Source organism: Streptosporangium sp. G12 (genome assembly GCF_052983175.1).
This window is the reverse complement of record NZ_JBRIQO010000011.1, coordinates 190,439-206,362: the sequence shown is the minus strand read 5'-3', so window position 1 is coordinate 206,362 and position 15,924 is coordinate 190,439. Positions and strand designations below refer to the sequence as shown.

The window sequence follows — 15,924 nt, the reverse complement described above, 5'->3', positions numbered from 1 at the left end:
TCGGACAGCATAGGACTCCCGGCGCCGGGCCGAGGCGGTGTCGAGCCGGGGCGGCACCGGGCCGCCCGGAGGTCACGACCTCCGCGAGGGGTGGTCGGCGATCCGGTCGAAGACCAGCCCGCTGGAGGCCTCGCCGCGACCGGTCCGCTTGGTCGCGCCGAGCCAGACATGCACCCGGCCTCGCCGGTCGCGGGTGCGCCGGTAGGTTCGCGTCACCCGGATGCCCGCCCGGGGCACCTCCTCCTCGTGGACGTGCAGGCCGGGTGCCCCCAGCAACCAGGTGCGCGGCCGCACCGCGGCGGGCGGGGCCGGGTCGCCGTCGAAGGTGCGGGGCATGGCGGCCCGCCGCAGCTGGATCTCGCGGTTGTCGCCGGGGCGGTGCATCGGGATCATCGGGATCCAGTTCTCCGGCACCGAGGTCATCACCTCGTACCGGACGTGGGTGCCCTCGGCCGGAGGCGGTGGCGTGGGAGAGTGCCCGTGACGGCGCTCGAAGTCGCGCAGCAGGAAGTCACGCAGCTCGTGGCCGGCCTCCGCCCCCGGCATGCCGCCCCCGGCGGGGGAGGGGACGGTCCTCTCGACGGCCCACACGAGGTTGGCCATCTCGTCGCGGACGAACACGACCTCGTCCAGGGGCGCGCTCTCCTGGAGGTGGTCGGCCGTGTCGAGGACGGTGAGATCGTGGCCGGCGACACCTCCAGCGCCGCCGGCCACGCTGGTCCTGAACAGTTTCCAGTCCTCGGACACGGCCGGTTCGATCCAGGTGCGCTCTCCGAACACGTCGGTCACGACGAGGCCGCGCACGCTCGCCACGGTGCCGACCGGAACGGTGAACGGGACGACGAACCAGTCGTTCGCGTAGACCAGCCCGAACTCGATGAGCATCAGCGTGCCCAGGTCGGTGGTGTCGGGCCGGATGCCGCCGAAGTTCGTGTCGCCGTCCTCGAAGGCCCACCAGCGGGTGTTCGGCATGCCGTTGAACGACGCGGCGGTGGGCAGCGTGGTGAGCACGTGCCGGGTCGTCGCCGTCTCGTCGTCGCCCGGGTTCGGCGGGGTGGGGGCGGCGTCGAGGGTGTGCCAGTCGATCCGGCCGTGGAAGTACTCCTCGGCGACCAGGCCGGCCGGGGTGTCACGGGTTCCGGCGTCGGCGTGGAAGCCGTACTCCATCCGTTCCGGCCGCCAGGCGGAGACCTCCCCGGGCCGGCTGATCAGACGGTCGAACCAGGCCGCGAAGCGCACGCCGAGCGCGTCGACCTCGGGCTCGGCGCCGGCGACCCCGTCGATTCCGGTCGAGGCGGGGGTGCCGGACACGATCGACAGGTAGAGGGCGGCGCCGTCCATCAGCCGGTTCGCGGCGGCCCGGTGGGCGGACCAGACCGGGGGGTGGGCGCAGATCCCGGTGTCCCGCACGGGGTCGGGCCGGGGCACGGGGTAGGCGGCCCGGTAGGCACCGGCCGCGGCCGGGCGTACCGTGGCGAGCAGCTTCAACCAGTACCTGCCCATCAGTAGGCGCAGGTCGAGCGGGGTGTCGACGGGCAGGGGCAGCCGTTCCACCTGCGCCTGGGGCGGCAGGTCGGAGACCGTCCTGTCGGCGCCGGGGGCGCGGAACGCCCGTACCGGCGTGGTGTCGACGCGCACCTTCGCCTGGATGGGGGAGCCGGCGTCCTCGCCGCGCAGCTCGCCGACCTGCCACTGGCGGGTCAGCATCCAGAGCGCGTCGCGCACCTCCGCCCGCAGCGCGCGGTCGAAGGCGCGGGTGCGGGGCCGTCCCTCGAGCCGGTTCCAGAACGTCACGCCGGGCTTGCGGCGGGAGGCGATCACCGAGCCGAGTTGCGGGGTGATGTACTTCTCTGTCATGACGGGGCCCTTACGTCGGCGAGCACGTTGTTGAGTGCGAGGTCGGCGGCGATGGTGAGCTGCCTGACCTGACTGGCCATCAGGGTCGTCGGCAGGAAGGACGCGTAGGGGAGCTCACCGATGTGACGCGGTTCCAGCGCCCGCAGTTTGGCCAGGTCCACGGTGTCGCACACGGCGTCGACCAGGTCGTCCCACTGCCACGCGCCGCGGGTCAGGGCCGGCGTGACGAGCAGCATCGCCTGCGGCGCCTCGGTGCCGGGCCGGTCGCTGTGGAAGGCGATGCCGCTCTCCGCGGTGGCCGACGGGATCGTCTCGGTCCACTCGTCGAGCAGCAGGCCCCGCTGGGGCGCGCCCGGCACGACGCCGGACGGCAGGTGGGCGGTGTAGAGCAGCCGGTCGGAGTCGACCACCTGGTCCGGCCGGATGTCGAGGCCGAGCCAGCCTTCGCCGGTGACCGGCGGCAGCTGCAGCGCGTCGAGTTCCGGTTCGGGCCCGCCGAACGCGCCGGCCAGCAGTTGCAGCCGCTCCCAGTCGTGCAGCCGTTCCCGGACCCGCGCGGCCGAGTGCAGCCAGGTGTCCACCGGGAAGTCCACGTCGAGGTGGGCGAACGGTGTCCCGGAGCGGCTCGCCGCCAGCGCCGCCGAGACCTGGGCGGCGTGCCGGCTCTCCAGGGCGAACTCGGCGACGAGCCGGCACTCGTCGCCGAGCAGTGCCCTGGCCGCCTCCTGCAGCGCCGCCACCCGTTCGGCCGGTGAGTCGGTGCCGTCGTGCCGTTCGAACGCGGTTCCGGCCGCCGCCAGCCGCCGGTCGGTCTCGGCCAGCACGACGTCGAGCACCGACCGGGTGTCGGCGAGCAGCCGGGCCAGCCGGTCCTCGGCCGGTGCCAGATCGGGTACGGCCAGGTCGACCGGCGCGGCCGGGGGGAGGGCCATGATGTCGGCGCGCAGGCCCGACACCGTCGTCCGGGTGGTGGCCGCCACGGCCCGGTAGCGGTCCCCGGCCGCGCTCAGGTCGGCGACGGGGCCCGCCCGCAGGGCGGTCGCGTAGGCGGCCGGGGTGGCCGGCCGGGGCCGGATCGGCGTGGTGGAGACGGCCGCCTCGGCCCGGCCCAGGTGCAGGAACCGCTCCTCGTCCGACCCCTCCGCCGGCACCGCCAGGTAGCGGGCGAACTCCTCGGCGAACCGGTCCAGCCGGTCGCCGCAGCGCCCGGCGGTCTCGGCGCACGCCGCCAGCAGGTCCGCGTACGCCAGCCCGAGGGCCTCGTGGGCGAAGTCCCACCCGGCCTGGGGCAGCCCGAACAGGGCCGCGCGCGCGAGCGCGTCCACCGCGGACTCCACCTGGCCGTCCACGTCGGCGACCTGGCCGGGGGTGGCCAGGGCGTCCGCGACCGCGGCCAGTTCCGACCGCACCATCCGCAGCTCGGAGTCCACCGCGCCGACCCGCTTGCGGTCGACGAACGGCGCGGGCTCGTCGCCGGCGCGGGCGTCGACGGTGAGCCGCAGGTCGTTGCCGGTCAGCGGGCGTGACAGGGTCACCAGCCGGCGGGCCGCCCGCAGCAGGGGCAGGAGTTCGAACACGCTGACCCGGCCGGGGGCCGCCTCCTGGTGGTCGACGGTGACGGGCCGGTCGGGGCGAGGGTCGAAGGTCGCCCGGACGAACCGGCGCACCCGGGCGTCCAGCTCGGACAGGGCCTCGACGCGCCCGATCGCCACCAGGTCGGCGGGCTGCAGTCCGAGCGAGGCGAGGGTGACCTCGCGGGTCGTCTCGGTCCCGTCGCCGGCCGAGCGGAAGGTGACCGTGCAGCCGACCTCGTCGAGCGGGGGCAGCACCCCGGCGAGCCAGGCGTCGACCGAGGGCTCGATCCGGGCGCGCGGTGTCGAGCCGGTTCCCGGCGTCGTCGCGGGCGGCAGGTGCAGCGCCACCCGGTGGGTGAGGGTCACGCCGCTCGACGGCGTGCGCACGATGTCGGGCTCGGCGGGGCTCGTCCCCTTGGCGTAGGCGTCGTAGGTGCTCGCCACGCGGTCGTGGTTTCCCATCACGGCCTGGTAGACGCCCTCGGCCAGGGCCAGGTCGGCGACCGCGTCGTGGGTGTCGAGCAGTCGGTGCGCCTCGGCGTCGATCGCGGCCGCCTGGGCCGGGGTCGCCGCGGGCAGGTCCGCGACCCCGAACGGGTAGCCGCTCGCGGTGCGCAGCCGGTCCACCAGGGCCAGGCCGTCCAGCACGTTGCCGGCCTCGACCGCCTCGATCGGCACGTCACCGGCGGTACGGGTGGACGCCATCCGGTCGGCCCGCAGCGGGAACGCCTTGCGCAGCGGCGGGATGAAGGCGTCGACCTCGGCCGTGCCGTACCGGTCGTGCAGGCCCCGCTCGAACCGGTGACCGAGCAGGTCGCTCAGGCTCTGCCCGTCCCGGACCCCGTTGACCAGCGCCAGCGCGGCGCGTACCCGGGCGGAGGACAGGTCGACCGCGGGCCCCTCGCCCGGCGCCACGCCCGACAGGTAGCCGTTGCGCAGCACCGCGGCGGCGACCGCGTGGTTGAGCGAGGGGGTGTGCACGAAGCCCTGGTTGGCCGGGTCGAGTGTCAGCGGCCCGCCCCGGAAGTCGGCGGCGACGTCCTCGTCCTCCGGCTCGAAGCCGAGGCGCCCGGAGCGGCCGGGGCGCAGGTCCTCGACCAGGCCGTAGGCGCCCAGGTGCAGGCCGGTGGGCCGCTGCTCGCGCATCCGGGTGAGCTGGAGGTCGACCAGGCCGAGCAGCCACGCGTCGAGGCGGTAGGAGCAGATGTCGACGTGGTCGGCGAAGGCCCGTTCCAGCCGGGCGGTGGGCGCGTTCTCCAGCCGCGCCAGCGCGTCGAGCTGGGCGGCCAGCTCCGCGCTCTGCGGCGAGCCGATCGTCATCGCGATGTGGTCGCCGACCCGCCGGGTCGGGCTCCCGGTGATCGGCGGGGCGGTGGCGAACAGCGGCTGGTAGCGGCTCTCGCTCAGGGAGTTGCCCGAGGCGATGTGCAGGACGGGGTTGTCGGTCCTGGCGGCCCGTGCCTGCGCCGGCGTGTAGAGGCCGCCGGTCTCGTACAGCCGGACCGCGGCCTCGTGGTATCCCTGCTGCAGGGCGTGCCTGGCCAGGAGGTAGAGCAGTGACGCCGGCGGCCGGTCGCCGGCGAAGCCGTCCTGCTCGTAGAGCCGGTCCAGGCCGTTCCTCGCGGCCGACGCGAGCCAGGCGAGATAGTTGCGGCCGTCCGTGGTGGACGGCCGCAACGGCGCGGTCTCGGACGGTGGCAGCCCGTCCACCACCCCGCCGGTGAGCAGGTTCCGCCGGCCGGAGAACACCTGGTCGAGGATGGGCGGTACGGCGCCGTCGTACCCGTGGCGTCCCAGGAGATGGCGGGCGGCGACGCGTTGCGCGGCGGGCAGGACCTGCTGGATCGCCCCGGCGAGGTTCTGCAGGTTCAGCCGGTTGACCAGGGTGGTGAGGCTTTCCGCGTAGCGCTGCGACCACTCCACCGAGCCCGGGTGCAGCGCGAGCACGTCCAGGAGCGTCTGGTGCGGGTCGTCGGCCGGCCCGCCGAGGCGCGCGACCCGCTCGACCAGCGGCGTCCAGTCCCGGCGGACGGTGTCGAGCACCTGGTAGAGCGGCCCGGAGATCTTGTCCGCGCCGCTGTCGCGGTCCGGCCATTCCAGCCGGGAGAACGCGGTCGCGGGCAGGATGCCGTACGGCTGGGCGCCGAGGCGGATCGCCGGCACGGCGCCGCCGCCGAGCACGTGCCCGATGAGGAACTCGCCGACGCCGCCGGTGGCGCCGTCGTCGAACACCGGACCCATCATCGACCGCATCCAGTACCCGAAGGTGGCCGGCCACAGCAGCGTGTTCATGGCGCGGGCGGTGAGCCGGTCCGCCCCGGCGGCACCGCGGGTGTGGGCGAAGAAGTCGGCCGGCAGCCCGAGGTGTTCGGCCAGCCACTGCCCGTCCCGCTTCTCCTCGGGCCGGGGGGTGACCTCGTAGGCCGGCGCGCACAGGTCGTCGAAGGAGGCGTCGGGGTCGTCGCGGCGGCCGTGGCCCGAGACGGCGTCCTCGCCGTTGTTGGTGGGCGTGCCGTGGGCCACCAGGGCCACGCCGGTGCGGCTGTGGGCGTGCCGCTCCAGCAGGTCGCGCAGCAGGGCGGCGCCCTCCTCCGCGTCGGACCCGAGCCGCACGCCGAGCACCAGCAGCCGGTCGAACCCGCCCTCGGCCTGTTCCGGCGTGAGCGGGATCCGCAGGCCCATTCCCACCTCGACCGCCCGGTCGAAGTCCGACAGCCAGCGCAACCGGTCGGGCACGACCAGGTCGCCGTTCTCGTCGTGGTGCAGCTGGTCCTCGCCGGTGGCCGCGGGGTCCGGCCCGGCGAACAGCTCCTGGTCGACCTCGGCGCCGACCTCGACCAGCGGGTCCTCACCGGTGCGGAAGCCGACGACCACGAAACGCTGGGGCATCAGCAGCACCCGCGGCGCCTGGGACCAGGCGTTCTGCCTGGTGGTGACCTCGGGGAACTCCGGCGGCCCGGACAGGGCGGACGGGTCGAGGGGCCGGTGCGCGGCCCGCAGCCAGGTGGCCCGGCCCGAACCGTGCGCCGCGACCAGCCGCCGCCAGGCCGCCCGCCGCGGGGCCTCGTCCGGGCCGGCCTCGTGGACCTCGGTCCAGTAGCGCCGCACGTTGTCCACCTCCGACGGCGTCATCTCCGCGTCGAAGGTGGAGAGGTGGCAGTCGTCCGGGTACACGCGGACCAGGAGCGCGGGGTCCTCGGCGAACCTGGTCTCCAGGCGTACGGGCATCAGCAGGATCGGTGAGCCGTCGTCGAGGTCGCTGACACCCTCGCGAGGGTCGGTGGTGAACTGGCTCATGGGGATTCCTCGGAGGGTGTGTGGAGCATCTGCGCCGCGTGCACCCCGACCAGTACCGGGGCCTGGAAGAGGATGTAGGCGAGGTCGGCGGCGGTCATCGCCGGATCCCAGCCGACCTGGACGTCCTCGGCGTGCTGGACCGCCTCGGGGGGCCCGGCCGGCGCGGTGAGCGTCAGGGAGGCCGGGGCGGCGGCGAGGTCGAGGTGGCCGCCCGCGGGTCCGGGCCGGACCTCGGGCCAGGACAGGTCGTTCCACACCTCGCGGGGGGAACTCGGCTCGGTGTCCAGGCCGAACCGGGGCTCGCCCGGGCGTTCCTTGATGACGAAGTACCAGCCGGGATCGGCGTCGGGGGCGTCGCCGCCGATCGCCTCCTCCGCGGTGAGGTCGAACCCGAGGACGGTGATGTCCGGGTCGATCCTCGCGGCGTACCGTGGAGTGCGCACCGCGGCCGGATCGTCCGACAGCTGTCGCGGGCCGGTCTGGCCCGGCGCGGGCCACCGGGCCCGATGCGCGTAGACGACCGCGTTCGGGTAGCGCCTGAGCAGCTCGCCGCGGATCACCAGCACGAGCTCGTCCCGCCCGCCGCCGGTGTCGCGGTGGTCGTGGCTGCCCAGCGCGGAGGCGGGCGCCCACTCGTGCAGGGGCGGGATGTCCCGCAGCGACTCCCGCGCGTCGCCGGAGGCGGCGGCCATCGTGCCGCGCACGTCCCAGAACTGGCGGAACGGCGTGCCCCGCTGGTCGGTCGGGTACTCGCGCCAGAGCAGCTCGCGGGCGAACTCGTGGTTGGCCCCGGCCAGGTAGGACTCGACGAAGCGCTGGTCGGTCTCCAGCAGCGTCACCGTGTTGGGGGTGATCAGGCCGGCGTTCGGCAGGAACAGGTCGGCGCCCAGGTCCCGCAACGGCTCGTACATCGGCTGGTCGATCACCGGGTAGGCCATGGGCTCGACCAGCCCGGGGCCGATCTCGTCGCGGATCGCCTGGGGAATGTGGACGGTCGTCTCGATCCGGCGCGGGATGGTCACGTCGGGGCGCACCGCGTCCACCGCCGTCTGCGCCATGCCGTCGAGGTCGACCTCGTCCGGTTCCGGCGGGGTGCCCCTCTCCTCCGCCTCCTCGCGGAAGTCGAGGCTGTCCTCCAGCGCCTCCTTGAAGATGATCGCCTCCGGGCTGTCCTCGCCGCCCCGGCCGGGCGCGCCGGGCTCGGTGAGCGTGCCGACGGTGAAGCCGGAGGCGCCCGGCAGTCCCGCCAGCCACCCGGCGGTGAGGCCGGACTCCCCGACGGTGCCGGCCGCCCGGGGGTCGTCGACCAGCGTCGCGGCCACGTCGGCGGTGAGGACGCCGGGCGGCGGCGACTCCGGCGGCGCGGGGTCGACCTCGCCGGAGTTGACCCGGTCCAGCAGGCGCGCGGCCCGGTGATGGTCGTCGAACGGCAGCAGCCCGGCCACCCGGCCGCGCGGTCGCAGGACCCGCCGCAGCGGCGCCGAGAAGAGGGTCGGCGAGACGCGGGCGGTGGTCTGTGCCTGGCGCAGCGTCTCGCCCCCGGACAGGATCCGGCGGTGCAGCGGGGCGGTGAGGTGCAGCGCCCGCTGGGGCACCGGCACCGCGGAGGCCAGGTGCCGCTCGTGCCAGACCGTGCTCACCCGCAGGCCGAACTGGGCGTTGCGCACGCGCCGCCGGGCGGCCAGCACCTGGCCGATCTGGTCCCAGGCGGCCTGCGTGTAGCGCTCCTGGTTCTCCCGCACCACCCTGGCGCCGAGGCCGGCGGCGATCCGGAACCGGGGGTCGAGGTTCAGCCTCCGCACCCAGCCGTCGGCCGTCCCGTCGGTGCTCACCCGGGAGGTCAGCGCGTGCCACCGCCCGTACAGCGGGGGCGAGATCACCGGGTCCGCGCCGGCCTCGGTGCGGTAGTCGTCGGCCAGGTTGATCAGGCGGGCCAGGTCCTCCTGCAGCGGACTCGGGAACGGCTGGTCCCAGGACTCCCAGGGGTCGCCCGGCAGCGGGAGGTGGGGCGGCCGCAGCGCCCCGCCGAGGCGCAGCGTGCCGTCGAGCCCGGGCTTGTCGACGCCGCGCACGCCGGAACCGGGGTGCCGCACGTCGATGGCCCGGGTGCCGACCGCCGGGTCGACGGGGGCCGGGCGCAGCAGCCTGACCAGGGTCTCGAAGTCGCCCCTGGCGCCGGTCCTGAAGTACCAGCGGTGGTACACCGGGAACGACGAGGGCTGCGGTCGCGGGCCCTGGTCGGATGTCGACGCGGGCCACGCGGACATGGTGGCCGGGATGTCGCCGGGGTCGAGCCCCAGCCCGGCCCGGCGGCCGCCCTCGAACGTGGGCACCAGGAACGCGTGGTAGCCGGTGTCCGGCGCGAGCACGCGCGGGCACAGCAACCGGGAGCGGGCCAGGTCGGGATCGCCGGCCAGGGTGGCGGCGAGCCGGGCGGCCACCGCCGGGCCGTCGCCGGAGACGATCTCGCCGTCGTCGGCGCCGAGACCGCGGTCGACGTGCACGTGCGCCCAGGCCCACAACTGGTCGGCCCTGGGAAGCACGGCCAGGTCCAGGACGTCCACCCGGGGCAGCGGGGCGGCGCCGCCCGCCGGGCCGTCGCGGAACTCGTCCTCGGTCAGCACCAGCAGGGTGAGCCACGGCCGCAGCCGGCCGGCCGCCGGGGCCGCCGGGGTGTGGCGCCAGGGGAGGTCCTCGTCGTGGAAGTCCACGTGGGCGAGGAGGTTGGGCTCGGCGTTCGTGATCCAGGGGCGCGGCTCGGCCCGTACGATCGCGTTCGGGTCGATGCCCACGATGTCGGCCGGGCCGTACAGCGAGACCTGCCTGGTGACGGTCCGGTTCTGCACGGCCCCGCCGGGGGCGCGGCCGCTCGCGGTGAGCGAGACGGTCACCCGGGGGCGGAGCCGCACCGCCGGGTCGCCGTCGGCGGCGGTCACCTGGTTGGCCAGGCCCCGCCGCAGCCACGGCAGGAACGTGTAGGCGGGCGCGGTCATGGAACCACCTCGAAGCTCGGAATGACATGAACGGCGTCGGCCGCGGCCGGGTCGCCGGCGACCATCCCGGCTCTGAACTCGTGCGCGGCCGCGGCACTGGCGAAGGCCGGGGCGTGGGCGCGGTTGTCGGCCGTGTACGCCACGGTGTAGCTCTCGGCCGACACCGTGACCGCCTCCCCGGGCGGGCGCAGCAGGTCGCGGCCGGACCGCGACAGCGGGGAGCGCGCCACCGCGTTGTCACGCAGCAGGAAGGAGAACAGCTCCCCCTGGTAGGGGGTGAGGCGGCGTCGCCGCCTGGCGAAGGACCGGTCGTGCAGGATCTCCTCGTAGCGGACCACCCGCCTGGCCATCCCGCCGGTACGCAGGTCGGCGCCGGCCACGGCCAGGTCCACGCCGGAGCGCTGGGTCTCGAACGAGGGCCTGCTCAGCCTGTCCGCGTCGGACAGCTCCACGAACTGGGCCGGCGCGAACTCCTCGTGCGCGTCGGCCACCTTCACCAGGGGGCCGGTCGGGGTGAGCGTCAGGTGGTTCGCCCCGGTGGGCCGCTGGGTGCCCACCCTGTCGAGGGTGAGTCCCAGCGGCAGGGCCTTCTGCGAGACGCGCAGCACCCCGTTCGGGTGCAGCGTGATCCCGGCGGGTTCCCGTACGGTCACCGCCGTTCGCCCGCCCCCGGGGGTCACGGCGCTCCAGGCCTCGGGCCGCTCCAGCTCGGAGACCAGCGCGTCCAGCACGTCGATCAGCAGCTCCGGCTGGAACAGCGGGTCGCCGAAGGTGTGCTCGAACTCCACGTCCAGGTCCCAGAACAGCAGGGAGATCGCGCCGTGGCCCTTGAGGTGCCAGGGCGAGGGGCCGTCCAGGCTGCCCCGGATCTTCACCGAGAACAGGCCGGCGCCGAACGCCTTCACCGACATGGCGGCGGCGATCTCCACCTCCACGTGGAGCGGCAGGAGCCGCAGCAGCGCGTCGAAGGCGACGAAGCCGGTGACGCTGAACGCGGACACCCCGAAGTAGAGGTCCACCCGGGCGCCGAACTGGACCGTGTTGGAGGTGACCGCGAGGTATCCCTGCGCGGTCAGGCGGGCCACCGAGGTGTTGAGCAGGCTCATCGTCACCCGGCGCGGCGTCGGGAACGGCAGCGCGGGCGCCTCGAAGTTCGGATGGAACCCGCCGAGCGAGGCGACGAAGCCGGCGTCCTCGCCCCACGCGACGAGCAGCCCGAACTCCCCGTCGAGGGGGACGAAGGCGATCCTGGACTCGAACAGGGCGGCATGGAAGAACATCCGCCGTTTGCCGAACTCGATCGCGCCGGCGAACTGCGCCTGCAGGACCACGACCGGGGCGTCCTCGTGCGGCAGGGCCACTCGCAGCGCCCCCACCACCGCGACGTCGCCGGGGATCTCCACGATCACGCCCACGGTGAGGTGCATCAGCCGGGGCGTGCCCCAGGCCAGCTTCGCCATCGGGCCGACCAGGAACGTTCCAGGGCGGGCCGGGAAGTAGGCGCGCAGGTCGCTGATGATCTTCGGTGCGTTCGCCACCACGTCGTGGGGGAACATCAGCGACCCCAGCGAGCCCGAACGCACCCCCTCCATCAGGGCGGCCACGTTCATGCCCCGGTCGAGCCCGAGCAGCCCGCCCACCTCCAGCAGGGTGAACCCGAACCCGACCGGCAGCCCCTCGCCGAAGTCGGCGGTGAACAGCATCAGCAGGGAGAACGGCCGGGTGGTGAGGACGCCGAGGGCCTTCAGCGACAGGGCGTCGCCGAGGGCGAGGTCGAGCACGCCGGAGTACTCGCCGCGGTCGGTGTCGAACCGCAGGTAGCCGCCGCCGGAGGCGATGCCCGCGTCGACGGCCAGGCCCACGCCGGAGGGCGGCAGCGTGCCCGTCGAGAGGTCGATCGGGCCGAGGTTCCCGTCGAGGTCCGGCCGCGGCTCCAGGTTCACCGCGAGCCCTGCCCGGTCGACCAGCGCCCGCACCGGGCCCAGGGAGACGGCGAAGGTGGCGCCGAGGCAGACGGGCAGGCTGCCGCCGGACGGCATCGCGGAGATCGTCAGCGACCGCACCTCGACCGGGCCGATCCTGCGGTGCGCCGGGACCTGGATCTCCAGGTTGGAGGTGCCGCGGAACGCGAACCCGTCCCGGTGTGAGACCCCGATCGTCAGGTCGGTCTCGAAGGCGAACCCGTCCGAGGGCATGACGGCCGCGAGGAAACCGTCGGAGCCGTCCGGGACGAACACGAACTCCAGGCCCTTGAGTTCGAGCTCGACGTACGGATCCACGCCGCCCTCGGCGTCGACGCGCACGCCGCCCGCGCCGCCCAGGCCGCGCAGCCGCAACCGGGTGCGGTCCTCGGCGCCCAGCAGGACCCGCGGCGTGCCGGTGGCGCCGTCCAGCCTGACCTGGATCGAGCCGGTCGCGTGGGTGGGGGCCTCCTCCGACAGGAAACCGACGATCAGGTCCACGGGCTCGCCGGACCGTACCAGCAGGCCGACGCCGCCCTGAAGGTCGAGGTCGGCGCGCACCGTCGCGGTCAGGTCACCGCCGACCGGCAGGGCGGTGTCGAGCTCGCCGTCGAGGGCGGGCACGAGCGCGAGGCCGGGCCTGCCGGTCGCGGTGGCGGGCAGCGGCAGCAGCCGGACGCCGGCGGTTGTGACCGTCCCGTCCACGACCTGCTCCAGCAGGACGGCCTTGAGCCCGCGCGGTACGGCCCGCTCGATGGGCTGATCCTCCCCGGCGGGCAGTCCCAGCAGGCCGGTCGCCGTGGCGTCCTCCACCGGGCCGAACCTGACGTCGACACCCACCGACATGAGGAGGTCGTCCACGGCCGACAGGAAGGCGCTGTGGTCGAAGGTGTCCTCGCCCCAGCCGAACGCGTCGCGCAGCACCACCTCGGGGTCGCCGAGAGCCTGCGGGAGCCTCGCCAGGTCGAGTGTCGTCCCGCGGTGGGCGGGGCGGTCACCCTGCGCGGGCTCGCGGGTGGTGCGCAGGACGCCCAGGGCCCGCAGGGCGAAACCGACGCGTGGCCGGTGCCTGATCAGATAGGCGCCCACCAGGTGGTCGACGAGCTGGCGGGGGAACGTCTGGCCGAACCCGTCCTTCCGGAGGGAGGACGGGATGAGGTCGTCGGTGGCGAGGTCGCGGACGGCGCCGATGATCCGCCCGACGGCGGCCAGGGCGCGCGCCAGGTCGTCGGGCCGCGCGGCCGGGTTCACGGGCTCGGCCGGGCCGAACATCCTGCGCAGCGCCTCGTCCAGCACGTCGAGGTCGGTGCGCAGGTCGAGTAGGGGCTGCGGGACGTCGTCGACGACCCAGCCCAGCTCCCGCAGCAGGCCGCGCGCGGCTCTGGGCGACGACAGCGCCCGCGTGAGCGGTCGCAACGCGAGGGCCAGCTCGCACAGTACGCGGTCGAACGTGCTCGGCTCAGGCATGGGGCGTCCCCAACGAGTAGGTGAGGTCCAGAGTGCGGTGCAGGGAGGGATTCAGCCGGTTCACGATCAGCCACTGGCACACGAAGCAGAACTTGCCGTCGTCGCCGGACTGGTGCTGGTTGCGCATCTTGCAGGAGCCGGCCGGGCGGTAGATGCCCTGGGCGTATTTCAGCCCGCCCTCGTACACGCCGATCGTCTGGCTGGACGGGTTGGCCGGCGTGAAGGTGACCCTGCGACCGGGCGGGTTGCCCGGCGTGGAGGCGGAGATCTCTCTCGGCAGGTCGGGCCCGCTGTGGGGCCCGGGGCCGTTGGGGTCGTTCGCCACGTCGACGTTGAGCGGGCGCCCGGGCCGGCCCTCGGGATTCCGGAGGAAATCGAGCACGCGTCGTTCGGTGACGAACAGGGGCTCGTTTCTCGTGTTGCGTAACTGGCTGAGGAGGATGGAGTCCTTCCCGAAGGGGGTCGGGGGCCCGGTCAGGTCGATGGTCGCGGCCACCGGGTCGGGGCTGCTCCCCATGTGGAACTCCATCAGATTCCCGAACTCACCCGGGATCAACGGAATCTGGCCCATGCCGAGACTCAGGGCCCTCTGGAGAAGGACCGCGGGGTTCTCCAGGCGCACCCGCTCCCAGTGCGGGATGTCCTCCGGCGGCACGGTGACCCTGATGCCGTCGGGCAGCGGCTGCACGTCCCGTACCCGGGACGCGAACCTGATGCGTATCAGGCCCAGCCATTTCACCCTTTCGGGAAGGAAACGCCCGGGATTGGCGGGGTCAGCGATGGCTGTCCACGATGTGAGGTTGTCGAACCCGTCCCCCCCGACCGCGGGTGCCCGGCCGGCGTTCTCCTCGTACTCGTCGCCCAGCCTGAAACTGTGACCGAGCTCGTGGATCGCGAGGTCGCTCACGCTGGTCTTGTCGTAGGTGAGCGCCGACGCCCCCGTGCGCCGTCTCGTGTGAACGGAGGGGCTTCCGGAGGCGAACCCCGTCCGGTCCCGCGAGTTCAGGGTGAGGCAGGCGAGCCCGTGCTCGATGTTCTGCCCGCCGTGCATGAAGTCCTTGGCGATCACGATGATCAGCCCCCGGCTCAGTTTCAGGTTGACCCCGTCGGGGATCCACTCGGGCCCCACATGCCTGTGGGGTGGCAGCGACTCCGCGAGCCCGCGGACGAAGGTGCTCACCGAGGTGAGCGGGTTCTCCATGTTCTCGCCGTAGAGCTCCGGCGGATGCCGCCGGGGATCGAGCTGCATGTTGTGGGGCCCGCCGGTCTGATAGAAGGTGTAGAGCTTCCGGACGAACGCCGGCAGCAGTGCCTGGTCACCGTCCGCGCCGGGGTTGGGCACCGGGTGGTTGTCGGATTCGCGATCGGCCAGCCGCCGGCCGAGGTGGAGGCCGAAGAACGTGTCGTGGGCCTGGAGCGCGGCGGTGGACCCCTGAGCCCGCCATCTCTCCACCACGGGGGGATGCACCCTGGCGAGGTCGAGGCCGTCGAGGTGCTGGGTGCCCCAGTCGGTTCTCAGAGCTTCGACCGAGCGGTTCTCTCCCCGTTTCGGCAGACCCGCCAGGAGTGTCAACTGTGGCACCGTGTAGGCGTCCGCCGGTAAGCCCTTCATCTCGATCTGCAGCGGTACCGGCATGCCCTTGAGGTCGGAGTGGTCGACGACCCGGAAGCCGGGGGTGAGCAGGCCCTGGGTGGATCCGACGGGAGCCTTGTAGACGTTCATGCTCCTCATCAGCATGGGGAACGGCTCGTGGCGGGGCTTGATGAACATGTCCATGTAGACGTCCTCGACGATCTCGTCGAAGGCGATCTGGTCGGACGCGGTGAAGCCCTCGCCGAGGAACACCAGGTTGGGCGTGAGGAGGTGATCCCCGATCGGGTCGTGGACGACGGGTTCGAGGATGTCCCTGCGCCTGCGGTAGTCCACCACCCGTACCGGGAGCTGCCGCACCACGTTGAGGTAACTGCCGATCAGGTTGACCGGTTGGTCGCCGGTCTCCGCGATACCGCGCAGGCGCTGCAGCGGGTTCAGCTCGACCTTGCCCTCGTCGGACGACTCCAGCGCCACGTAGCCGTGCCCGGTGATGTCCCCGACCAGGTCGGTGCCGGTGTCGTCCGGGGTGAACCTGGCATAGATCGTCGGCTGCGCGTGGGCGACCGTGTCCACCGCCGTCGTGATCGAGTCGTTGCCGAACCACCAGTCGGTGATCGCCTGGTGCACCTGCAGCCGGCCGACGATCGAGCGGGTGTCGGCCGTGCACTGGAAGAGGTAGATCCCCGGTGTGGTGGCGACGACCCTGCCGTCCGGCTGGACGACGGGCAGGTTCTGATATCGCTGCCCCTCCGGTGCGTGGGGCGCGTAGAAGTCGAACCTCACGTCGGCGCCGGCGATCGGGACGAGGTCGTACGGCGACTGGAAGCCGGACATCGTGCGGCGGAAGACCTGGACGCCGAGCTCCGGGTCGTCGAGAGAGAGGTGCAGGTCGCAGTGCGGAAACAGGACAATGCCGGGAATCAACGCGTCCCCCGTGGAAGTCGGTCAGGCGCCGTCGTCCGGCAGAGCGTTCCGGACCGTGCCGCCCCGGGCCGGGGCCGACCTCGCGTCCGTTCGGAAGGCGTCCTGAATCGGTGGTGATGGTCACGCGAGCCAGACTCCGAAGTCCCCGATTCGAACCTCTGAGCACCGCGCGGAAGTGGTCAGGCAGCGCGTGCGCGCCCTCGCTGACGGCGATGAACCCCGTGAGCGCGCCGGCACCCTGACCCCGTGTCGATCCG

General features: G+C 73.7%; 5 protein-coding genes. All 5 read right to left on the bottom strand.

What is annotated here, in order from left to right:
* Window positions 1-72 precede the first annotated feature (72 nt).
* From ACVCAG_RS18690 to ACVCAG_RS18670, 5 genes are read right to left on the bottom strand one after another with little or no spacing between them, the layout of a single operon-like run.
* Window positions 73-1,857, bottom strand: a complete 1,785-nt coding sequence (locus tag ACVCAG_RS18690; protein WP_440084284.1) for a hypothetical protein — start codon at window positions 1,855-1,857, stop codon at window positions 73-75.
* Entirely contained in the window at window positions 1,854-6,728 is a 4,875-nt protein-coding gene (locus tag ACVCAG_RS18685) for a hypothetical protein (protein ID WP_440084285.1), read from the bottom strand. The genes ACVCAG_RS18690 and ACVCAG_RS18685 overlap by 4 nt, the downstream gene beginning before the upstream one ends.
* On the bottom strand, window positions 6,725-9,721 hold the full coding sequence (locus tag ACVCAG_RS18680) for a hypothetical protein (protein ID WP_447190074.1): 2,997 nt from the start codon (window positions 9,719-9,721) through the stop codon (window positions 6,725-6,727). The genes ACVCAG_RS18685 and ACVCAG_RS18680 overlap by 4 nt, the downstream gene beginning before the upstream one ends.
* On the bottom strand, window positions 9,718-13,149 hold the full coding sequence (locus ACVCAG_RS18675) for a DUF6603 domain-containing protein (RefSeq protein WP_447190073.1): 3,432 nt from the start codon (window positions 13,147-13,149) through the stop codon (window positions 9,718-9,720). The genes ACVCAG_RS18680 and ACVCAG_RS18675 overlap by 4 nt, the downstream gene beginning before the upstream one ends.
* A complete protein-coding gene (locus tag ACVCAG_RS18670) occupies window positions 13,142-15,667 on the bottom strand; it encodes a hypothetical protein (protein WP_447190072.1) in 2,526 nt (841 codons plus the stop codon). Before ACVCAG_RS18670 ends, ACVCAG_RS18675 begins: the two co-directional genes overlap by 8 nt.
* Window positions 15,668-15,924 lie beyond the last annotated feature (257 nt).

Excerpts from the sequence above, each read along its gene's own strand:
- ACVCAG_RS18690 (WP_440084284.1), bottom strand. The coding sequence starts at position 1,857 with ATGACAGAGAAGTACATCACCCCGCAACTCGGCTCGGTGATCGCCTCC.
- ACVCAG_RS18685 (WP_440084285.1), bottom strand. The coding sequence starts at position 6,728 with ATGAGCCAGTTCACCACCGACCCTCGCGAGGGTGTCAGCGACCTCGAC.
- ACVCAG_RS18680 (WP_447190074.1), bottom strand. The coding sequence starts at position 9,721 with ATGACCGCGCCCGCCTACACGTTCCTGCCGTGGCTGCGGCGGGGCCTG.
- ACVCAG_RS18675 (WP_447190073.1), bottom strand. The coding sequence starts at position 13,149 with ATGCCTGAGCCGAGCACGTTCGACCGCGTACTGTGCGAGCTGGCCCTC.